Origin of the sequence: Streptomyces pseudovenezuelae, assembly GCF_001513955.1 — a bacterium.
Taxonomy (GTDB): domain Bacteria; phylum Actinomycetota; class Actinomycetes; order Streptomycetales; family Streptomycetaceae; genus Streptomyces; species Streptomyces pseudovenezuelae.
The window spans coordinates 76,814-96,272 of sequence record NZ_KQ948147.1 but is presented as its reverse complement, the minus strand read 5'-3'; the positions used below and the strand labels follow the sequence as shown (position 1 = coordinate 96,272).

Genomic DNA, 19,459 nt, shown 5'->3' with positions numbered 1-19,459 from the left:
CGAAGCCCGTGCTACGTTCGGCCGATGGCCGAATCTGTCGTACTGGACCCGGTGGACCTGCATCTGCTGCGGCTGTTGCAGAACGACGCCCGGACCACCTACCGCGATCTCGCCGCCCAGGTGGGTGTCGCCCCCTCGACCTGCCTGGACCGGGTGACCCGGCTGCGCCGCTCGGGCGTCATCCTCGGGCATCAGCTGCGGCTGGATCCGGCGAAGCTGGGCCGGGGCCTGGAAGCGCTGCTGTCGGTGCAGGTCAGGCCGCACCGGCGGGAGCTGGTGGGGCCGTTCGTGGAGCGCATCCGGGCGCTGCCGGAGTCGCGGACCGTCTTCCATCTGACCGGGCCCGACGACTACCTCGTGCACGTGGCCGTGGCGGACATGGCGGATCTGCAGCGGCTGGTGCTCGACGGGTTCACGTCCCGGCCCGAGGTGGCCCGGGTGGAGACCCGGCTGATCTTCCAGCAGTGGGAGTGCGGGCCGCTGCTTCCGCCTGCCACGCCCACAGCGGAATCGGCGTGACTCCCACGAGGTCGCCGTACGAGGATGGACGGCATGTCTGAGACTCAGAGCCCGCTGCCCCGCCAGGTCGCCGACGCCTACGTCGACGAGCTCATCGCCCTCGATCCGATCACCGGTACCTACCTGGGTGTGAAGGAGAGTTCGAGCAAGCTGCCCGACACCTCGCCGGCGGGCCAGGAGGCGCTCGCGGAGCTGCAGCGGGCCACGCTCGCGAAGCTCGACGAGGCCGAGCGGCAGCCAGGTGCGGACAGCGACAGCGAGCGCCGGTGCGGCCGGCTGCTGCGCGAACGCCTGACGGCCGAGCTCGCCGTGCACGAGGCCGACGAGGGCCTGCGCGCGGTCGGCAACATGGCCACGCCCGCGCACTCCATCCGTGAGATCTTCACCGTCACCCCGAACGGGACCGACGAGGACTGGGCGGCGATCGCCGAGCGCCTGCGTGCCGTGCCCACGGCCTACGCGGGCTACCGCCAGTCCCTCGAACTCGGGCTGGAGCGCAAGCTGTACGCGGCGCCGCGCCCGACCGCCACCTTCGTCGAGCAGCTCACCGAGTGGGCGGACACCGACGGCAACGGCCGCGGCTGGTTCGAGGACTTCGTCTCGGCGGGCCCCGACGCGCTGCGCGCCGAGCTGGACGAGGCCGCCCGCGTCGCCACCGCCTCCGTGGTGGAGCTGCGCGACTGGATGCGGGAGGTGTACACCCCGGCGATCGAGGGCGCCCCGAACACCGTGGGCCGGGAGCGGTACGCCCGCTGGGCCCGCTACTTCAACGGCACCGACCTCGACCTCGACGAGGCGTACGCGTACGGCTGGTCCGAGTACCACCGGCTGCTCGGCGAGATGAAGCAGGAGGCCGAGAAGATCCTGCCGGGCGCCGAGACGCCGTGGGTGGCCCTCGCCCACCTCGACGAGCACGGCAAGCACATCGACGGCGTCGACGAGGTCCGCGACTGGCTCCAGGGCCTGATGGACCAGGCGATCGACGCGCTGGACGGCACCCACTTCGAACTCGCCGAGCGGGTACGGAAGGTGGAGTCCTGCATCGCGCCGCCCGGCGGTGCGGCGGCCCCGTACTACACGGCCCCCTCGGAGGACTTCTCGCGTCCCGGCCGCACCTGGCTGCCGACGATGGGCCAGACCCGGTTCCCGGTCTACGACCTCGTCTCGACCTGGTACCACGAGGGCGTGCCCGGACATCACCTCCAGCTCGCGCAGTGGACGCATGTCGCGGGCACCCTCTCCCGCTACCAGGCCTCGGTGGGCGGGGTGAGCGCCAACGCCGAGGGCTGGGCGCTCTACGCGGAGCGGCTGATGGACGAGCTCGGCTTCCTCACGGACGCGGAGCAGCGGCTCGGCTACCTCGACGCGCAGATGATGCGGGCCGCCCGGGTCATCGTCGACATCGGCATGCACCTGGAGCTGGAGATCCCGGCGGACTCCCCGTTCCACCCGGGTGAGCGCTGGACGCCCGAGCTGGCGCAGGAGTTCTTCGGCGCGCACAGCAGCCGTCCGGCGGACTTCGTGGAGAGCGAGCTGACCCGCTACCTCACGATCCCCGGCCAGGCGATCGGCTACAAGCTCGGCGAGCGGGCCTGGCTGCTGGGCCGCGAGAAGGCCCGCGAGCGGCACGGCGACGCCTTCGACCTCAAGGCCTGGCACATGGCCGCGCTGTCGCAGGGTTCACTGGGCCTCGACGACCTGGTGGACGAGCTGTCACAGCTCTGACCGGCGCATCGGGTCGGCAGCGAAGGGGGTGCCCCGGGTCGGCGGACCCGGGGCACGCCCCGTCCGCCGAGTCCGGCGCCCAGCTGGCCCCACCGGGTGGTCCGGACGTCCGGGAGCCGCCGGGCAATGGGTCCGAGCGCCGGACGACGGCCCGGTCGCCGGCGGGGCCTTGCAGGCGAGTCCGCCGTGGACTACGGGGCCTTGCAGGCGACGTCACCGCGGACTACGGCGTCCGCCGGACGCTGGGTCCCTGGACCCTCGTTGCCGGACCCCGGTCGCCAGTCGCCAGTCCCTGATCGCCGAACCCTGGTCCCTAGTCGCCGCCGGCCGGACCCCAGTCGCCAGGCCCAGATTGCCGGACCCCGGTCGCCAGTCGCCAGTCCCTGATCGCCGAACTCCGGTCGCCGCGTGCCGGTCGCCAGTCGCCGGACCCCGGTCACCGGTCGCCAGTCCTTGATCGCCGAACTCCGGTCACCGGCCCCCGATCGCCAGTCGCCGCCCGCCAGACCCGCGCCGCCAGGCCCTGATTGCCGAACCCTGAACCCCGAACGCCAACCGCCGAACCGCGATCGCCGGTCGCCGGTCGCCGGTCGCCGGTCGCCGGTCGCGGCTGTCACCCCGCCTGGTCACCGACCAGGACTTCCGCCACACCTTGGTCGGTTACGGCGTCCGCCACGCCCCGGTCACCCACCGAGGCCCCCGCACGCCCCGGGTCACCCGCCAAGGTCGCGCCAGCGTCCGGAGCGCACAGGCGGCAGGCCTCCCCCGCACCCCGTCCCGCCCGCGTATCCCCTCAGTCCGGTCAGTCCGGTCAGTCCGGAAGTCGCCGCAACTGCACCAGGCCCAGCCAGGTTTCCGGTCCGGGCCGTACGTTGGCGGCGCGGACCGCGTAGCGGCCGGGGGTGAGCGAGACCTTCAAGTGGTCGGTTCCGACGGAGTCGTTGCCGGACCAGGCCGCGTCGAAGAGGACGACGGGGCCCGGTACCGTCCAGCTCACCTCGTCCTCCCAGACGGCCGCGGCGAGGGCGGTGGGGACTTCGGCGAGGAGTTCGTCCTCGGAGTCGGCGGCGCACCACCGTACGAAGGTGTCGTGGTCGGGCAGATAGGAGGTCGAGGCGGGCTCGTCCCCGAGGACCAGGGCCGCGGCGTCCCCGACCGGCAACAGGCCCACACAGCCGTCGACTTCACAGGCCCGGTCGTAGTCGGAGGCCGTCTCGTCGCCGTCGGCGCCCGCCCAGAACGGCAGCACCGTCTCCGGCACCGCTATGAGCGGACCGCCGCCCGACTCCACCCACTCCACCGCGCCCGGCTCCGCGTATCGCACCATGGGCCAGAACCTACACGCACAGGAACCGCAAGGTTGCACCTGCACAGGAATCCGACGGGAACCCCCAGGGCTCAGCAGCCGCAGTCCTGCGAGTCGGCAGGCGCGGTCAACACGTCGGCGGCGCGCCGCTCACGGCCCTCCCAGGTCTCGAACGCGAAGCCCTCGCGCACCCAGTACTCGAATCCGCCGAGCATCTCCTTGACCTGGTAGCCGAGTTCGGCGAGGGCGAGCGCGGCGCGGGTGGCGCCGTTGCAGCCCGGACCCCAGCAGTACGTCACCACCGGCACGGCCTGGTCCAGGAGCTGTTCGGCCTGCTCGGGGATGAGGGCGGTGGGCAGATGGACCGCGCCGGGGATGTGGCCCTGGTCCCAGGCGGCGGTGGAGCGGGAGTCGAGGACCGAGAAACCGGGGTCGCCGTCCCCGGTGAGGGCCGCGGCGACGTCGGAGACGTCCGCGTGGAAGACCAGGTTGGCGCGGAAGTAGGCGGCGGCCTCGGCCGGGGCGGCGGGGGCGACACGCAGGACGGGGTTCGCGGTGAGCGAGTGGGTTGTCGTCATGGCCAGAAATCTACGGCGGGTGATCACCGACCTGAAGGGGGATTCCACGGCACCGGTGTTGCCCGGCCGGGGATTCCCCTGCTATCTCTCGGACATGACCGCGTATTCCCCGGACGCCACCGACTGGCGCATCCTCGACGTCCTCCAGCGGGAGGGCCGGGCCAGTTTCGCCGAGCTCGCCCGTGCCGTCTCGATGTCCGCGAGCGCGGTCACCGAGCGGGTGCGGCGGCTGGAGGAGGCGGGTGTCATCCAGGGGTACGCCGCCGTCGTGGACCCCGACCGGCTGGGCCTGCCGATCCTGGCGTTCGTCCGCCTCCGGTACCCCACCGGCAACTACAAGCCCTTCCACGACCTGGTCGCCGTGACGCCCGAGATCCTGGAGGCGCACCACGTGACCGGCGACGACTGCTTCGTCATCAAGGTCGCCGCCCGCTCGATGCGGCACCTGGAGGAGGTGTCGGGCAGGATCGGCACCCTGGGCTCGGTGACCACGAGTGTCGTCTACTCGTCCCCGCTGCCCCGGCGGCCCGTGGGGCGCTGACCTCAGCCTCAGCCTCAGCTTCCGCCGCTGCCGCGCTGTTTCAGCACCGACCCCGTCCGCCCCTTCACGACCTCCAGTTGCGCGTGGACACGGCGGCGCAGATCGGCGACATGGCTCACGATGCCCACGCTGCGGTCGCGTTCGCGCAGGGAGTCCAGGACGTCGAGGACCTCGTCCAGGGTCTGGTCGTCGAGGCTGCCGAAGCCCTCGTCGATGAAGAGGGTGTCGAGCCGGACCCCGCCCGCCTCGTCGGTGACGACGTCCGCGAGGCCGAGCGCCAGGGCGAGCGAGGCGAAGAAGGTCTCGCCGCCCGACAGGGTCGCCGTGTCCCGTTCCCGTCCGGTCCAGGCGTCGACGACGTGCAGTCCGAGTCCGCTGCGGCCGCGGCCGGCGCGGTCGTCGGAGTGGACGAGGGTGTAGCGGCCGGACGACATGCGTTGCAGGCGCACGGTCGCGGCGGCCGCCACCTGCTCCAGGCGGGCCGCGAGCACATAGGACTCCAGACGCATCTTGCGGTCGTTGTCCGCGGAGGTGCCCGCGGCGAGCGCGGACAGCCGGGCCACCCGGTCGTACTCCTCGCGCAGGGGGGCGAGCCGCCTGAGGCCGGTGGCCGAGCGGGCGGAGAGCCGGTCGAGTTCGGCGCAGCGCCGGGCGGCCGCGTCGAGCGCGGAGGCGGCCTCGCGTACCCGGCGTCCCGCGTCGGCGGCGGCCCGCTCGGCCGCGACCACGTCGGCGGACGGCTGCCGGGCCGCCTCGGCGGTGTCGGCCTCGGCGAGCACGGCCCGTACGGCGGCCTCCTCGGCCTGCCAGGCATCGAGCCGGTGCTGGAGGTCACGGTGGGCGGCGTCGTCGAGGAGGGCGGCGGCCGCGGCCTGCGGGGTGTCGAAGCCGGCCCGGAAGGCGGCGTCGGCGAGGCGGGCATCCGCGTCCTTGAGCCGTTGGGCGGTGTCCTCGGCGACGCGCGCGGTGTCGGCGGCGTCGGTGAGCAGTGCGGCCTGCCGCTCCAGCTGGGCGGCGCGGGCGGCCACACTGCCGGCGGCACCGCGCGCCTCGGCCAACTCCGCTTCCAGGGTGGTGCGTTCCCGGTCCAGGGCGTCCCGGCGGGCGCCACGGGTGGCCGTGCGCACCGCGGCCTCCTGCTGAGCGGTCAGCCGTTGTTCACGCTCCCGCTCGGCCTGCCGCAGCCGTTCCGTCACGGCGTGCAGCGCCGAGGCGAGGGTGCGGACCTCGGCGTACTCGCGCTCCAAGTCCTCCGCCTGGAGGGCGAGTTCCTCGGTGGAGGCGTCGCCCGCCTCGCCCTGGGCGGCGGCCAGCGCCCGCTGGACGAAGGCGAGCCGCCGCTCGGTCTCGGCCCGCTGTTCGTCGGCCTGCTGAGAGGCGGTGAGCGCGCGCTCCTCGCTCTCGCGGTCGACGTGTCCGGCGTCCTTGCGGGCGGGGGCAGGGTGTTCGGTGGCGCCGCAGACCGCGCAGGGCTCGCCCTCGGTGAGCTGTGCGGCCAACTCGGCGGCGATGCCGTTCAGCCGCCGCTCCTTGACGTCCAGCCAGTCGGCGCGGGCCTTCAGCGCGAGGTCCGTCGCGTCGATGACCCGCTGCTGGGCATCGTCGGTGTCCCGGGCGAACTGGTCGCGCTGCCGAGCGGCGGCGAGCCGCTTGCGGGCGGGCTCGCGCTGCACGGCCAGCTGCTCGGCGCGGGTGGCCGCCTCCTGCGCCGACTCGACGGCCTGCTGGAGCCCGGCGCGGGTCTCCTGCCACCCTGCGAGCCAGCTCTCGGCCTCCTGGAGGACGTCCTCGTCGGACCGCTCCTCGCTGTCCAACTCGACCCGCTCAGCCACGAGTTCGGCGAGCCGCTGCTCGGCGCGCCGGGCCGAGTCCAGTCCGCCCAGCTCCTCGGCCGCCCGGCGTGCGGCGGCCGCGAGTCCGGGGGCGCCCGCGTCCGCGAAGGAAGCCGGCAGCTGTCCGCGCGCGCGGGTCTCGGCTTCGGCGGCCCGCCGGTGCTCGGCCTCGGCCGCCTCCCGCAGTTCCAGTGCGGGCGCCACCGCCTCCGCCTTGCGGGCCCGCTCCATCCGGGCCTGCGCCTGGCGGTAGCCGTCGGCCCGCTCCTCCAGCAGCGCGGCCCGCTCGTGGGCCTGGGCGAACCGGCGTTGCAGCCGGTCGACCTCGCGTACGTCGGCCAGGGCGCGCTCGGCGGCGGCCTGGGCGGACTCGGCGGCACCGAGCCCGCAGTGGGTGATCGTCAGCTGTTCGCGGGCGGTGCTGCGGGCGACGGCGGCCGCGCTCAGGACGGCCTCGGCCAGCCCCGGCTCGCCGGGGGCCAGTTCGGGCAGCTCCATGGCCTCGCCGGCCGCCTGCTGCATGCGGTGCGCGTCGGCCAGCAGGGCCGCGTCGCCCTCGCGCACCTGTGCCTCGGCCGCGCGGCGCCGCTCGGCCAGCCGCTTCTCGACCTCGGCGAACCGGTGGGTGTCGAAGAGCCGTCCCAGCAGCTTGCCGCGCGCCTCGGCGTCGGCCCGCAGGAAGCGCGCGAAGTCGCCCTGCGGCAACAGCACGACCTGGCAGAACTGCTCGCGGCTCATGCCGAGCAGCTGGGTGATCTCCTCACCGATCTCCTGGTGGGACCGGCTCAGGTCCTTCCAGGCGCCGGCGGGTCCGTCGTACTCGCGCAGCCAGCTCTGCGCCTTGTCGAGCGTCGTACCGGTGCCGCGCTTCTTGGCGCGCTCCCAGGGAGGTTGCCGGGTGATCTCCAACCGGCGCCCCGCGACGGTCAGTTCGAGCCGGATCTCGGTGCGGGTGCTCGGCGCGGCGTGATCGCTGCGCAGTGCCGTCCCCTGGCCGCTCTGCCGGGCTCCCGGGGCCGAGCCGTACAACGCGAAGCAGACGGCGTCCAGCACGGAGGTCTTCCCGGCGCCGGTCGGACCGTGCAACAGGAACAGTCCGGCCGCCGACAGTTCGTCGAAGTCGACCGTCTGGGAGCCGCCGAACGGTCCGAAGGCGGTGATGTCCAGCCGGTGCAGCCTCACCGCGCCACCTCCCGCACGGCCTCGTCCGCGCGCACGGCGTCGAACGCGGCCCGCAGCACGTCCTGTTCGCGCTCGTCGGGCCCGGCACCGCGCACATGGGCCACGAAGTCCTCGGCGATCTCCTGGTCACTGCGCCCGGCCAGCCGCCGGGCGTAGGACACGTCGGGGTCGTCCGGTGCCCGCTCGGGGTCGAACACGAGGCTGAGCGTGTGCGGGAAGCGTTCGCTGAGGCGGGCCATGGGTTCGGCGGGGCGGACCGGGTCGGTGAGGGTCGCCTCGACCCAGGCCTCCTCCTGCGGCACGAGCCGCGGGTCGGCGAGGAGTTCCTCCAGCGTCCCGCGGATCCGGGCCAGCGCCCGGGGCACCGGGCAGTCGAGACGCTCGGCGCCGACCGCGCCCTCCGCGTCCAGGTCGACCAGCCACATGCTCTTGCGGTGGTCGCTCTCCGAGAAGGAGTACGGCAGCGGGGAGCCGGAGTAGCGCACCCGCTCGGTGATGGTCTGGCTGCCGTGCAGATGTCCGAGGGCCACGTAGTCGACCCCGTCGAAGACACCGGCGGGCACGGCGGCCACTCCCCCCACAGTGATGTCCCGCTCGCTGTCGCTGGCCTCGCCGCCGGTGACGAAGGCATGGGCGAGGACCACGGACCGCGTGCCCGGCGGGCGCGTCGCGAGGTCGGCGCGGACCCGGTCCATGGCGGCGGCGAGCACGGCCTCGTGACCCGCCTTCGCCACGCCGAACTCGTCCTTCACCAGGGCGGGTTCGAGATAGGGCAGACCGTAGAAGGCCACGTCCCCATGAGGGTCGGAGAGCACCACGGGAGTCCCGCACGCCGCCGGCTCGGTCCGCAGATGGATGCCGGCGCGCCCGATCAGTCCCGCGCCGACGCCCAGGCGGCGGGCGGAGTCGTGGTTCCCGGAGATCATCACCGTCGGCACGCCGAGGTCGGCGAGCCGGTGCAGGGCGTCGTCGAACAGCTCGACCGCGGCCAGCGGCGGCACGGCCCGGTCGTACACGTCCCCCGACACGACCACCGCGTCCACGGCGTGCTCCCGCACGGTGGTGACGAGGTGACCGATGAACTCGGCCTGGGCCCCGAGCATGTTGACCCGGTGGAACGCGCGGCCGAGATGCCAGTCGGACGTGTGCAAAAACCTCAACGTGGCGCTCCGGCCTGCATGTTTACCCCTAGTCCAGTCCTGGAGCCGGCACCGGACCGGCCACCGGCTCCCTCGTCGTCACCCGACCACGCTAGCGCCGGTCGGTACCTGGTCCCTCACAGACCTCGGTTTTCCTCCCGCGTTCGGGGGAGGTCACCGCCGAGGCCGGCGGTGACCGCCGCCCGCGTGGCGGGCATCCGCCCCGCCGAGTCGTGCGGCCGGCAGGAGGGCAATCCGCGAAGCTTCAGGCGTCTCCGTACGCCTCTCCCCCGAGCGCGAACCCCGCCGTCCCCGCCGTCGCGTCCGCCAGCCATTGCCGGAACGTCTCCACGTCCGCGTCCGGCAGGCCGATCTCGATCGTGACCGCCTCGGCGTAGCGGACGTCGCGCACCTCGCGGCCGGTCGACCGGAGGTCGTTCTGCACCTTGCCGGCGCGCTGGTGGTCGACCGTCACCGTGGCGAGGCGGAACCGGCGGCGGGTGCGGGTGCCGACCGCGTCCAGGGCCTCGCCGACCGCGCCGCCGTAGGCCCGGATGAGTCCGCCCGCGCCGAGCTTGACGCCGCCGTAGTAGCGGGTGACGACGGCGACGACGTACCGCATGTCGCGGCGCAGCAGCATCTGGAGCATGGGGACGCCTGCGGTGCCACCGGGTTCGCCGTCGTCGCTCGCCTTCTGGATCGCGGCGTCGGCGCCGATGACGTACGCGTAGCAGTTGTGGGTGGCGTCGGCGTGCTCCTTGCGGACGGAGGCGACGAAGTCCTGGGCCTCCCGCTCGGTGGCGGCCGGGGCGAGGGCGCACAGGAAGCGGGAGCGGTTGACCTCGGTCTCGTGCACACCCGCGCGGGCCACTGTGCGGTACTCGTCCGGCATCCGGCCAGCCTAATCCGTCGTGGCGGGCGTCCCGACGGGCCGTCTCGTCACGTCCTGCCCCGCGGCACCATCACGGACGTGAGCAGCGCCGCCCCCGGCTCAAGCCCCCGCCAGGACGTGCCGTGCCAGGCCAGCACCGCGATCGCCGACGTCGGGAACTTCACCCGTACCTCGTCCAGCGCGTCGTCGACGCCGTCCCCGGCCAGGGTGAGGACCAGCTCCTCCAGGCCGGGGTTGTGCCCGACGAGCAGCAGGGCCACGACGTCGGAAGGTGTCTCGCGCAGGGCCGACAGCAGCTCCGGTACGTCGGCCCCGTACAGCTCGGGCTCCAGGCGCACCGGTGGCGGGGTGCCCCATTGCGCGGACGCCAGTTCCCAGGTGTGCCGGGCGCGTACGGCCGTGGAGCACAGGGCGAGGTCGGGGAGCAGGTCGGCGGCGGCGAGGACACGGCCCGCCTCCGGGGCGTCCCGGCGGCCGCGGGGACCGAGGGGGCGTTCGTGGTCGGCGACGCCCTCGGGCCAGGCGGACTTGGCGTGTCTGAGCACGACCAGGCGGCGCAGCGGGCCCGTCGCGGTGCGCGCGATCATGCCGGGGACCCCAGGTCGCGCGTGAGTTCGAGGCCGAGCAGCCGGTCCGCGTAGGCGTACGTCTCGAACCGGGCGCCCTCCGGCAGATCGGACTCCTCGACCCACCGCAGCACGCGCAGCACCTCGGGTACGTCCAAGTCGTCCTCCCAGGCGGTACGGAGCCGTCCGCGCACCTTGTCGGGGACGGGCCGGGACGGGTGCCGGGCCCAGTCGGCGACGGCCCGGCGCCAGCGCCCGAGGGTGCCGTGGGCCTCGGCCAGGGCCGCCTCGTCGAGCTGTGCGGGTGTGTTCCGGGGCGGGGTGAGCAGGGCGAGACGGACCTCGGCGGGGTCGGCGCCCTCCGGGAGGTCCGGCGTCCCGACGGGCGCGACGGCGACGCGGATCCCGTCCGGGGCCGCACCGCCCTCCGCGACGACATGCACGACCTGGCTCTCCCCCCAGCCCGGGCCGACGTCCCGGCGGTCCTCGAAGGGCCGGATGCCGAGGGCGGCGGCGCCCGCGTGCAGCTCCGCCTGTTCTCGCTCACCGGTGAGCAGCGCCCACACGGGCGTGCCGCCGATCTCCAGGGCGCGGACGAGGAGGTCGGCGACGAGCAGGACACGGAGGGCGGAGGTGTCGTAGCCCGGCACATGGGCTTCGACTCGGGTCAGGCCCCTGCGGGCGGGGACGGCGTCGACGGGGTCGCCGGTTCGGGCGTCGGTGATGCGCAGCACGGGGCGAGCGTAGGCGGGCACGGAGCTCCGCGCAGGTGACTGACCGGTATTCCGGACACGGTCACGGGATTCAACCAACCGTGCCCTTCCCCTCTGCGCCCTCGTCCCTCGTCGTGCGGGAAGGGGACTGCGGCGGGTCGTACCCGGGCATCGACCGCCCCCTGCCGTGCGACTGCTGCGCACACTGCGCCCCGCGCCGCAACCGATCGCCCCGGCGCCGGTGCCCCCGCAACCGAGAGCTCCGTAGCCGAAAGCTCCGGAGGCGGGCCCTCACCTGGTGGGGCGGTCGTCCGACTCCGGGTGCTCCAGCTGCGAGGCCAGGACCGCGGCCTGGACGCGGCGCTGGACGCCGAGCTTGGCCAGCAGCCGGGAGATGTGGTTCTTGACGGTCTTCTCCGAGAGGTAGAGCTTCTTGCCGATCTCGCGGTTGGTCAGTCCGTCCCCGATCAGCGCGAGGATGTCCCGCTCACGGGGCGACAGGCTCGCCAGTTCGGGCGCGAGCGCCGGCGTCTCGGCGGGTTCGGCGCGCAGGGAGCGCATCAGACGGGCCGTGGTCGCGGGGTCCAGCATGGACTGGCCGGAGGCGACCGTGCGGACCGCCGAGACCAGGTCGGATCCCCTGATCTGCTTGAGGACATAGCCCGAGGCCCCGGCCATGATGGCGTCGAGGAGGGCGTCCTCGTCGTCGAACGAGGTCAGCATCAGACAGGCCAGCTCCGGCATCTGGCTGCGCAGTTCCCGGCAGACGGTGATGCCGTCGCCGTCCGGGAGACGTACGTCCAGCACGGCCACGTGGGGGCGCAGTGCCGGGCCGCGCACCAGGGCGTGCTCGACGGTGCCGGCGTCACCGACCACCGAGATGTCCGGTTCGGCGTCGAGCAGGTCGGTCAGGCCACGTCGTACGACCTCGTGGTCGTCCAGCAGGAAGACCCGGATCGGGTTCTGCTCCGTGAAGGTGCCTGGCTCGGTCATGACAATCCCTCGTTCCCCGGTGGCGGACGTACCGCGGGCAGTCCGTATGGACGATCATCGCGCGCCGGGGCCGGACGCACTAGGGCCGACCGGCCCAAGGTGCGCCGGAGCGCTGGGCGACCGCGGGGTCCGACGGGGTGTCCTCCTCGGTGTCCTTCTCCGGTTCGAAGTCCACGTCCACGACGCCTTCCACGGCTCGTACCAGCCGGGCGGCCACGGGGATCAGCGACGTGTCCCGGACCCGGCCGACGAGCCGCACCGCGCCGTCGTCCACCCGGACGCGGACCGAGGAGGCCGGTGGCGGGAAGAGGTACGCCACGATCTCGCGCCGCACCTCCTCGGCGATCTCCTCGTCGCCGCGCAGGAACACCTTGAGCAGGTCGGACCGGCTGACGACGCCCTGCAGCAGGCCCTGTTCGTCCACGACGGGCAGCCGCTTGATCCTGGCGTGCGCCATGGTGCGGGCGGCCTGGGCGAGCGTCGCGTCCGGGCGCGTGGTGAGCGCCGGTGAGGTCATCAGCTCCTCCGCGGTGACGGCTCCGGCCTTCGCCAGGTCGGGCAGGCGCCGCAGCTGGGTGTACCGGTCCGGGTCGCTGTCGCGGAACTCCTCCTTGGGCAGCAGATCGGCCTCGGAGACGACCCCGACGACCCGGCCCCCGCGGTCGACGACGGGCACGGCGCTGACCCTGCGGTCCCGCATCAGCCGCACGATCTCCATGAAGCCGGCCGTGCGGCCGACGGCGGCGACGGTACGGGTCATGACGTCGCCGACGATGTGCGGAGTGCCGTGCATGATGCCACTTCTCCCTCAGACCATGGTGCCGGAGCCGTACGGGGCGTACAGGTCCAGGAGCCGGATCCGCGCGGCGTGCAGTCGGTGGGCGAGCACGTCCCCGACCCACTGGGCCACGGCGCTGCCCATGGCCGGGTCCTCCTGGCACATCAGGCGGACGGCGGTGGCGTCGAACTCGTACGCCCGCACCGGGCTCGTCGCCTCGGCGCCCAGGTGCCAGCAGTGCGGGGCGAACAGCCAGGAACAGCCGACGAGTTCGTTGTGCCGCAGGGCCTCGATGACGGCCGGCCGGCGTCCCGGCACCCGCATGTCGAGCTCGACGGTGCCCGTCCGGATGATCCAGAACCGGTCGGCCCGGCCCCCCTCCTCGAACAGCCGCGCCCCCTGCGGGAACGACACCTCACGGGCGACGCGCATCAGCCGGTGCCGGTACTCGGCGGGCAGGGCGCGCAGCATGCTGGGTGCAGGCGTGGTGATCATGGCGTGTCTCTCGACGGACGGAGTACTGCTACAGCCACCCTCCGCCCGCCCCCACCCCGGTCCCATGGGCCGTTCGGCCCCACCACCAAGCCACCCGGCACCAACACAGCCGCCCCCGGCCGTCCTCCGCCCCGCAGGAACAGCCCCCCGACTCCAGCACCCGCCTCCAGCCCGGGCCCCCGCCCTACAGGCGCCCCGCTCGACTCCGGCACACCCGACGCTCGCCCCCGGCCGGCATCACCACCAGGCCGCCGCCCACCCGACTCCGGTGCACCCCTCACCCGACTCCGCCCCGTGGTCGGGACGACCAGCGGTCAGCCCACCCGACTCCAGCAAGACGGCTGCCCGACTCCAGCCCGGAACCCCGCCCTTCAGGCGGCACCTCAGGTTCTGGGCACCCCGCGCCAGGCCCCCGCCTCGGCCCGACGGGGCCGGGCTGACCCGGCCGCCCCGCCTGCCCCGGCCTCTCAGGCACGCCCCCGCAACCGCGATACGAGCGCTGCCCCGGCTCCGACCCGCTCGGCCCCGCCCCGCCCCGAGCCCGGCCCATCGGGCAGCCCACTCGACTCCAGCCCGCCCACCACCCGGTCTCCGGCCCAGGAGCCCCGTCCCTCAGTCGACCCGCTCGACTCTCGGCTTCGGAACAGCCGCCACCCGACTCCGCCCCTGGGCCGACGTGACCGCCCGGCTCCACCTCCGGACCGGCAGAACCGCCCTACCCCGCCGGTGAGCCCCTCAACTCCCGTGGCCAGCACCTCGGATCCGCCTTGGTCCGGCATGACCCCACCCCCGGAGCGCAACCCCCACCCCCGCCACGAGCAAGCCCCGGGAGTTCGCGACGCCGTACCCCTACACGCCACCCAAGGAACCCAGTTGACGCACCCGCAGGCGAACCCCGTTCCAAGGCAGCCGAATTCGCGACGGAAGCCCCGCGGCGGCACCGCCTCCCCCAACCGGCCCTCCACACAGGGCCGTTCAGCCCCCCGTCCACCGACCTTCGGCACCCGGCGGACGCCACCGCACCCGAGCAGAGTGAGGGACGTCAAGCACCGACCGGAGCTCCTTGAAGGGACCACCACCATGGCCGTGCACGAGCACCCTCACCGGAGCCGCGGCTTCCACCTGCCGTCCTTGCGCAGGAGCCGGGTCACCCCCGCAGCCGAGTCCACCGTGTCGGCGCGCAGCGACGCACCGGCCTACGTGTTCGCCTCCCTGCGCCTGCTCACCGGGTTCGTCTTCCTGTGGGCGTTCCTCGACAAGACCTTCGGCCTCGGGTACGCCACCCCGTCCGGCAAGGGCTGGATCGACGGCGGCTCGCCCACCAAGGGCTTCCTCGGCGGCGTGGCCGCGGGACCGATGGAGTCCACCTTCCACTCCTGGGCCGGGGACACCTGGGCCGACTGGCTGTTCATGCTGGGTCTGTGCGGCATCGGCCTCGCCCTGATCGCCGGCGTGGCACTGCGCTTCGCGGCCGTCGCGGGCACCGTGATGATGGCGCTGATGTGGGTCGCGGAGTGGCCGCCCGCCCAGCACCTCTCCGACGGCTCGCCGAGCATGTCGACGAACCCCTTCGCCGACTACCACCTCGTCTACGCCCTCGTGCTGATCGCCCTGGCCGTCGTCTCCGCGGGCGACACCCTCGGCCTCGGCAGGCTCTGGTCCAGGCTCCCGCTCGTCAGCCGCACCCGCTGGCTGCGCTGACCGCGGGAGGCGCGGCGGGCCCCGTTCAGGGGAAACGGGTCCGCCGCACCGATGACCGGCCCGGGCCGGTCGGCCCACGGCAGGGACGTACGACCCCTGCCGTGGGCCCTGTCCGAGGACGACGCTCGAATCAGGAGGTGGAGATCATGGTCCGTACCGTCACCGCCGGTCTCGACGGCTCGCGCGAGAGCCGGGCTGCGGCCGAGTGGGCCGCACGTGAGGCAGGACTGCTGGGCCTGCCGTTGAGGCTGGTCCATGTCTGGGAACCGGTGCCCGAGCCCATCGCACAGGCACCGCTGCTCGGCGCGGAGACCCAGCAGCACTGGACCGAGCGCGTCCCCCGGGAGGCGGCGGAAGGCATCCGGCTGCGCCACCCCGGACTCGACGTGAGCATCGGGCAGTTGTCCGGCCGGCCCGCCGAAGAGCTGCTGGGCGCGGCGAAGGACGCCGAACTGCTGGTGCTGGGCTCGCGCGGGCTGAGCGGGATCGGCGGGTTCATGGTCGGCTCGGTGGGGCTCTCCGTCGTGGCGCACGCCGAGCGGCCGGTCGTCCTGGTCCGCGCCGACCAGCAGGCCGCCGACGAGCACGAGACGGATCCCGTCGGCATCCCGTCCGCCGCGACCCCGTTCCGCCCGGTCGTCGTCGGTCTCGACATCGACAGCCCGGACGAGGAGCTGATCGCCTTCGCGTTCGCCGCCGCCGTCCGCCGCGGCACCTGCCTGCGGGTCGTGCACGGCTGGAACCCGCCCCCCTACTACGCCTACGGCCTGGCCGTGGACCTCGAACTCCACGATGCACTGGCCCGGCGTGAGAGCTCCGCCCTGGCCGAGGTCCTGGCCCCGTGGCGCCGGAAGTTCCCGGACGTCGAGGTCACCGAGGAGTCGTCCTACGGCACCCCGGGCAACCACCTCGTCGACGCCTCCCGCGAGGCCTCCCTGGTCGTGGTCGGGCGCCGAATCCGCCGCCGCACGCTCGGTGCCCACATCGGGCCCGTCACCCACGCCGTCCTGCACCACTCCATCGCCCCCGTCGCCGTCGTCCCGCACAACTGACCCGTCAACCCTGAGGAGTTGAACCATGAAGGCAGCGGTCGTCCGAGCCTTCGGCGAGCCCCTGGTCATCGAGGAACGCCCCGACCCCGAACCCGGCCCCGGCCAGATCCGCGTCCGTGTCGAGGCTTCCGGCCTCTGCCACACCGACATCCACGCCGCCCGCGGCGACTGGCCCGTCAGGCCGAACCCGCCCTTCGTGCCCGGCCACGAGGGCGTCGGCCTCGTCGAGAAGCTCGGCGCGGGGGTCACCCACCTGACCGTCGGGCAGCGGGTCGCCGTGCCCTGGCTGGGCAGCGCCTGCGGGCGGTGCGAGCACTGCCTGTCCGGCTGGGAGACGCTGTGCGAGCTGCAGGTCAACACCGGGTACGGCTGCGACGGCGGTTACGCGGAGAAGATGCTGGCCCGGGCCGACTTCGCCCAGCCGGTGCCGCACGGTGTCACCGCCGTCGACGCCGCCCCGCTGACCTGCGCGGGCGTGACCACGTACAAGGCGCTCAAGGTCGCCGGTGTGCGGCCCGCACAGCTCGTCGCGATCTCCGGGATCGGCGGGCTCGGTCACCTGGCCGTGCAGTACGCGAAGATCGCCGGAGCCCAGGTGGCCGCGATCGACGTCACCGACGAGAAGCTCGAACTCGCCGCCGAACTCGGCGCGGACTTCGTCATCGACGCCCGCAAGCACGACGTGGGCGAGGTGCTCAAGGGGTACGGCGGAGCGCACGCGGCGATCGCCCTCGCGGTGAACGAGGACGCCTTCGCCGCCGTCAACTCGGGGCTCCGGCGCGGCGGCAAGCTCGTCATGGTCGCGCTGCCCGCGCACGGCACCGTCCAGGTCCCGATCTTCGACACCGTCCTGAACGGGACGAGCGTGATCGGCTCGATCGTCGGCACCCGGCAGGATCTCGCCGAGGTCTTCCAGCTGCACGCGGCCGGCCGGACCCGGGTGATCTCCGAGACCCGCCCGCTTGCCTCCGTGAACGAGTCCATCGAGGACGTGCTGCGCGGTCAGGTCAGGGCCCGGATCGTCTTCGATCTCGCTGCCGGGTGGTGAGCGCGATGTCGATGGATCTTCCGGTCGTCGTCGGTGTCGACGGCTCCGAGCCCAGCCTGCGGGCCGTCGACTGGGCGTCCGACGAGGCCGCCCTGAGGGGTGTGCCGCTGCGGATCGTGAACGCCTGCCTGTGGGAACGCTACGAGGGCGCCGCCCTGGCCCACGACCTCGGCGAGCCCTCCGCCCGGGCGCTGCCGCAGCACGTGGTCCACAGTGCCGTCCGGCGGGCCGGCGCCCGTCACCCGGACCTGAAGGTGACCGCCGAGGTGGTCTTCGAGGAGCCCGAGTACGCGCTGGTGCGGGAGAGCCGCGGCGCCTGTGCGCTGGTGACCGGCACCCGTGGCCGCGGCGGCATGGCCGAGGCGCTGCTGGGTTCGGTCAGCCTGACCGTGGCGGGGCACGCGCACTGCCCGGTGATCGTCGTCCGGGGCAGCCACGACAACCGGGTCCGGGCCGGGCGGGACGGCCTCGTCGTCGTCGGGGCCGGTGACCGGACGAGTTCGGCCCTGGCCTTCGCCGTCGAGGAGGCCGCGCGGCGCGGGGTGCCGGTGGAGGCGATACGGGCCTGGCGTTGCCCGGCACACGAGAGCACCGACGACGCGCTGCTGACCGGGGAAACCGCCCGGCTGCACGAGCGGCAGGCGGTCGAGGCCCTGGACGCGGCGCTCCGGGACGCGCCCGGCGGCGCCGAGCTGCGGCGCCGTACGGTCGAGGGCCCCGCCGGGGCGGTGCTGGTCGGCGCCTCGCGCCACGCCGACCTGCTGGTCGTGGGCGCCAGGCGCCGGCCCCGGCACTTCGGGCTCCAGCTGGGCCGGGTGGCCCACCGGGCGCTGCACCACTCCGCCTGCCCGGTCGCGATCGTGCCCGAGGCGGGGTGAGCGGCTGCGCTCAGAGACTCGCCGCGTGGTCGGGGACGTAGGTCTGCAGATCACGCGGCGGGCGCTCGTACCCGGTCGACTTCGGCCGCTCGGGCAGTTCGAGGACCGGCGGCGGCACCTCGCGGTACGGCACGGAGCCGAGCAGGTGGGCGATCATGTTCAGCCGTGCCCGGCGTTTGTCGTCGCTCTCCACGACGAACCACGGCGCCTCCGCGATGTCGGTGTGCACCAGCATCTCGTCCTTGGCCCGGGAGTACGCCTCCCAGTGGGTGATGGACTCCAGGTCCATCGGTGACAGCTTCCAGCGCCGCAGCGGGTCCTCCAGACGCTTGCGGAACCGCTCCTGCTGCTCGGTGTCGCTCACCGAGAACCAGTACTTGCGCAGCACGATCCCGGCCTCGACGAGCATCCGCTCGAAGATCGGGCAATGGCGCAGGAACAGCTGGTGCTCCTCCTTGGTGCAGAAGCCCATCACGTGCTCGACGCCGGCCCGGTTGTACCAGGAGCGGTCGAACAGCACGATCTCGCCGGCCGCGGGCAGGTGCTCGACGTACCGCTGGAAGTACCACTGGCTGCGCTCGCGCTCGGTCGGCTTCGGCAGCGCCGCGATCCGGGCGACGCGGGGGTTGAGGTGCTCGGCGACCCGTTTGATGGTGCCGCCCTTGCCCGCCGCGTCCCGGCCCTCGAAGACGACGACCATCCGGGCGCCCTCGGCCCGCACCCACTCCTGGAGCTTCACCAACTCCGTCTGCAGACGCAGCAGTTCCTTCTCGTAGGTCTTGCGCGTCAGCTTCTCCGCGCCCTTCTCGGTCATGCCGCCTCCACCCTCCGACGGCTGCCGGGCAGCCGTCCCGTGTCCGAGGTCGGACACCTGGCCGCCACCGTACTTTCCGCCACGGGAGCGCGCACGCCGAAGGCCCGTCGGCGCCGGGAAGACCAGGACGGCGGCCGGTGTTCCCTCCATGCCGATGCCCCCGCCCCTAGGAGATCCACCGTGTACGGCGACCGAGCGACCATCCGTAAGATCCTCACCGAACTCGGCGACACCTGGGCCGTCGTGGGCCTGTCGTCGAATCAGGGGCGCGCGGCCTACCGCGTCGCCGAGGTGCTCCAGCGCCACGGCAAGCGGATCGTGCCGGTCCACCCCAAGGCGGAGACCGTGCACGGCGAGCAGGGGTACGCCTCCCTCGCCGACATCCCCTTCGCGGTGGACGTGGTCGACGTGTTCGTCAACAGCGACCTGGCGGGACCGGTCGCCGACGAGGCCGTGGCCAAGGGCGCGAAGGCCGTGTGGTTCCAGCTGGACGTCATCGACGAGGCGGCCTACGACCGCACCCGCGCCGCCGGCCTCGATATGGTCATGGACAGGTGCCCGGCGATCGAGATCCCCCGCCTGGACTGATGGCATCACCCCTCCCCCGAATTCCTGAAACATCGCAAGGAATTCCCCGCGGAGAAGTCAAACATACGACAACCGCCTTTAATCCAAAGGCGGTTGATTCGTAATCTGGGGCTGCTCAC

General features: G+C 73.5%; 19 protein-coding genes. 8 read left to right on the top strand and 11 right to left on the bottom strand.

The features are described 5' to 3' along the window. Positions 1 to 24 precede the first annotated feature (24 nt). A complete protein-coding gene (locus tag AQI94_RS16865) occupies positions 25 to 519 on the top strand; it encodes an Lrp/AsnC family transcriptional regulator (RefSeq protein WP_031040258.1) in 495 nt (164 codons plus the stop codon). Between the two features lie 33 nt (positions 520 to 552). Further along, positions 553 to 2,244: a DUF885 domain-containing protein gene (locus AQI94_RS16860; RefSeq protein ID WP_031040255.1), complete on the top strand. Its 1,692-nt coding sequence runs from the start codon at positions 553 to 555 to the stop codon at positions 2,242 to 2,244. Positions 2,245 to 3,055: 811 nt separating this feature from the next. Here AQI94_RS16860 and AQI94_RS16855 read toward each other — a convergent pair. Continuing rightward, complete coding sequence (locus tag AQI94_RS16855) at positions 3,056 to 3,571, bottom strand: immunity 21 family protein (RefSeq protein WP_031053399.1); 516 nt, start codon at positions 3,569 to 3,571, stop codon at positions 3,056 to 3,058. Positions 3,572 to 3,642: 71 nt separating this feature from the next. Next, positions 3,643 to 4,128: a rhodanese-like domain-containing protein gene (locus AQI94_RS16850; RefSeq protein ID WP_031053396.1), complete on the bottom strand. Its 486-nt coding sequence runs from the start codon at positions 4,126 to 4,128 to the stop codon at positions 3,643 to 3,645. A gap of 94 nt (positions 4,129 to 4,222) precedes the next feature. On the opposite strand from AQI94_RS16850, the gene AQI94_RS16845 reads away from it, so the two are divergent. Beyond that, positions 4,223 to 4,669, top strand: coding sequence for an Lrp/AsnC family transcriptional regulator (locus tag AQI94_RS16845; protein WP_031053394.1), 447 nt, complete (start codon positions 4,223 to 4,225; stop codon positions 4,667 to 4,669). Positions 4,670 to 4,683: 14 nt separating this feature from the next. Here the strand turns inward: AQI94_RS16845 and AQI94_RS16840 are convergent, their stop codons facing one another. The 8 genes from AQI94_RS16840 to AQI94_RS16805 form a co-directional block, all read right to left on the bottom strand. Next, on the bottom strand, positions 4,684 to 7,683 hold the full coding sequence (locus tag AQI94_RS16840) for an AAA family ATPase (RefSeq protein ID WP_062229792.1): 3,000 nt from the start codon (positions 7,681 to 7,683) through the stop codon (positions 4,684 to 4,686). Next, positions 7,680 to 8,843, bottom strand: coding sequence for an exonuclease SbcCD subunit D (locus AQI94_RS16835; protein WP_031049136.1), 1,164 nt, complete (start codon positions 8,841 to 8,843; stop codon positions 7,680 to 7,682). The genes AQI94_RS16840 and AQI94_RS16835 overlap by 4 nt, the downstream gene beginning before the upstream one ends. Before the next feature lie 244 nt (positions 8,844 to 9,087). Then, positions 9,088 to 9,714: a YigZ family protein gene (locus AQI94_RS16830; protein WP_031049138.1), complete on the bottom strand. Its 627-nt coding sequence runs from the start codon at positions 9,712 to 9,714 to the stop codon at positions 9,088 to 9,090. A gap of 47 nt (positions 9,715 to 9,761) precedes the next feature. Further along, complete coding sequence (locus AQI94_RS16825) at positions 9,762 to 10,301, bottom strand: SixA phosphatase family protein (RefSeq protein ID WP_031049140.1); 540 nt, start codon at positions 10,299 to 10,301, stop codon at positions 9,762 to 9,764. After that, entirely contained in the window at positions 10,298 to 11,014 is a 717-nt protein-coding gene (locus tag AQI94_RS16820) for a hypothetical protein (RefSeq protein WP_031049141.1), read from the bottom strand. The genes AQI94_RS16825 and AQI94_RS16820 overlap by 4 nt, the downstream gene beginning before the upstream one ends. 270 nt (positions 11,015 to 11,284) lie before the next feature. Then, positions 11,285 to 11,986 (bottom strand): response regulator, encoded by a 702-nt coding sequence (locus tag AQI94_RS16815; protein ID WP_031049143.1) that lies wholly within the window; start codon positions 11,984 to 11,986, stop codon positions 11,285 to 11,287. Positions 11,987 to 12,065: 79 nt separating this feature from the next. Continuing rightward, on the bottom strand, positions 12,066 to 12,779 hold the full coding sequence (locus AQI94_RS16810) for a CBS domain-containing protein (protein ID WP_031049146.1): 714 nt from the start codon (positions 12,777 to 12,779) through the stop codon (positions 12,066 to 12,068). Positions 12,780 to 12,794: 15 nt separating this feature from the next. Continuing rightward, on the bottom strand, positions 12,795 to 13,259 hold the full coding sequence (locus AQI94_RS16805) for a Crp/Fnr family transcriptional regulator (protein WP_031049148.1): 465 nt from the start codon (positions 13,257 to 13,259) through the stop codon (positions 12,795 to 12,797). 1,080 nt (positions 13,260 to 14,339) lie between these two features. On the opposite strand from AQI94_RS16805, the gene AQI94_RS16800 reads away from it, so the two are divergent. The 4 genes from AQI94_RS16800 (at position 14,340) to AQI94_RS16785 (ending at position 17,938) form a co-directional block, all read left to right on the top strand. Further along, a complete protein-coding gene (locus tag AQI94_RS16800; protein WP_031049150.1) occupies positions 14,340 to 14,960 on the top strand; it encodes a DoxX family protein in 621 nt (206 codons plus the stop codon). 146 nt (positions 14,961 to 15,106) lie between these two features. Further along, positions 15,107 to 16,012 (top strand): universal stress protein, encoded by a 906-nt coding sequence (locus tag AQI94_RS16795; RefSeq protein WP_031049152.1) that lies wholly within the window; start codon positions 15,107 to 15,109, stop codon positions 16,010 to 16,012. Positions 16,013 to 16,037: 25 nt separating this feature from the next. Beyond that, positions 16,038 to 17,060 (top strand): zinc-dependent alcohol dehydrogenase, encoded by a 1,023-nt coding sequence (locus tag AQI94_RS16790; protein ID WP_031049153.1) that lies wholly within the window; start codon positions 16,038 to 16,040, stop codon positions 17,058 to 17,060. An 11-nt stretch (positions 17,061 to 17,071) separates the two neighbouring features. After that, positions 17,072 to 17,938, top strand: a complete 867-nt coding sequence (locus AQI94_RS16785; RefSeq protein ID WP_062229857.1) for a universal stress protein — start codon at positions 17,072 to 17,074, stop codon at positions 17,936 to 17,938. A gap of 10 nt (positions 17,939 to 17,948) precedes the next feature. On the opposite strand, the gene ppk2 is transcribed toward AQI94_RS16785, so the two are convergent. Then, positions 17,949 to 18,752 carry a polyphosphate kinase 2 gene (ppk2, locus tag AQI94_RS16780; protein WP_031053174.1) on the bottom strand — a complete coding sequence of 268 codons (804 nt, stop codon included), beginning with the start codon at positions 18,750 to 18,752 and terminating at the stop codon, positions 17,949 to 17,951. A gap of 180 nt (positions 18,753 to 18,932) precedes the next feature. Here ppk2 and AQI94_RS16775 point away from each other — a divergent pair, with 180 nt between their 5' ends. Continuing rightward, positions 18,933 to 19,340: a CoA-binding protein gene (locus tag AQI94_RS16775; RefSeq protein WP_031053176.1), complete on the top strand. Its 408-nt coding sequence runs from the start codon at positions 18,933 to 18,935 to the stop codon at positions 19,338 to 19,340. Positions 19,341 to 19,459 lie beyond the last annotated feature (119 nt).

Bases quoted from the DNA above. Each gene is read 5' to 3' on its own strand.
- AQI94_RS16865 (WP_031040258.1), top strand. From the start codon at position 25: ATGGCCGAATCTGTCGTACTGGACCCGGTGGACCTGCATCTGCTGCGG.
- AQI94_RS16860 (WP_031040255.1), top strand. From the start codon at position 553: ATGTCTGAGACTCAGAGCCCGCTGCCCCGCCAGGTCGCCGACGCCTAC.
- AQI94_RS16855 (WP_031053399.1), bottom strand. From the start codon at position 3,571: ATGGTGCGATACGCGGAGCCGGGCGCGGTGGAGTGGGTGGAGTCGGGC.
- AQI94_RS16850 (WP_031053396.1), bottom strand. From the start codon at position 4,128: ATGACGACAACCCACTCGCTCACCGCGAACCCCGTCCTGCGTGTCGCC.
- AQI94_RS16845 (WP_031053394.1), top strand. From the start codon at position 4,223: ATGACCGCGTATTCCCCGGACGCCACCGACTGGCGCATCCTCGACGTC.
- AQI94_RS16830 (WP_031049138.1), bottom strand. From the start codon at position 9,714: ATGCCGGACGAGTACCGCACAGTGGCCCGCGCGGGTGTGCACGAGACC.
- AQI94_RS16825 (WP_031049140.1), bottom strand. From the start codon at position 10,301: ATGATCGCGCGCACCGCGACGGGCCCGCTGCGCCGCCTGGTCGTGCTC.
- AQI94_RS16815 (WP_031049143.1), bottom strand. From the start codon at position 11,986: ATGACCGAGCCAGGCACCTTCACGGAGCAGAACCCGATCCGGGTCTTC.
- AQI94_RS16810 (WP_031049146.1), bottom strand. From the start codon at position 12,779: ATGCACGGCACTCCGCACATCGTCGGCGACGTCATGACCCGTACCGTC.
- AQI94_RS16805 (WP_031049148.1), bottom strand. From the start codon at position 13,259: ATGATCACCACGCCTGCACCCAGCATGCTGCGCGCCCTGCCCGCCGAG.
- AQI94_RS16800 (WP_031049150.1), top strand. From the start codon at position 14,340: ATGGCCGTGCACGAGCACCCTCACCGGAGCCGCGGCTTCCACCTGCCG.
- AQI94_RS16795 (WP_031049152.1), top strand. From the start codon at position 15,107: ATGGTCCGTACCGTCACCGCCGGTCTCGACGGCTCGCGCGAGAGCCGG.
- AQI94_RS16790 (WP_031049153.1), top strand. From the start codon at position 16,038: ATGAAGGCAGCGGTCGTCCGAGCCTTCGGCGAGCCCCTGGTCATCGAG.
- AQI94_RS16785 (WP_062229857.1), top strand. From the start codon at position 17,072: ATGGATCTTCCGGTCGTCGTCGGTGTCGACGGCTCCGAGCCCAGCCTG.
- ppk2 (WP_031053174.1), bottom strand. From the start codon at position 18,752: ATGACCGAGAAGGGCGCGGAGAAGCTGACGCGCAAGACCTACGAGAAG.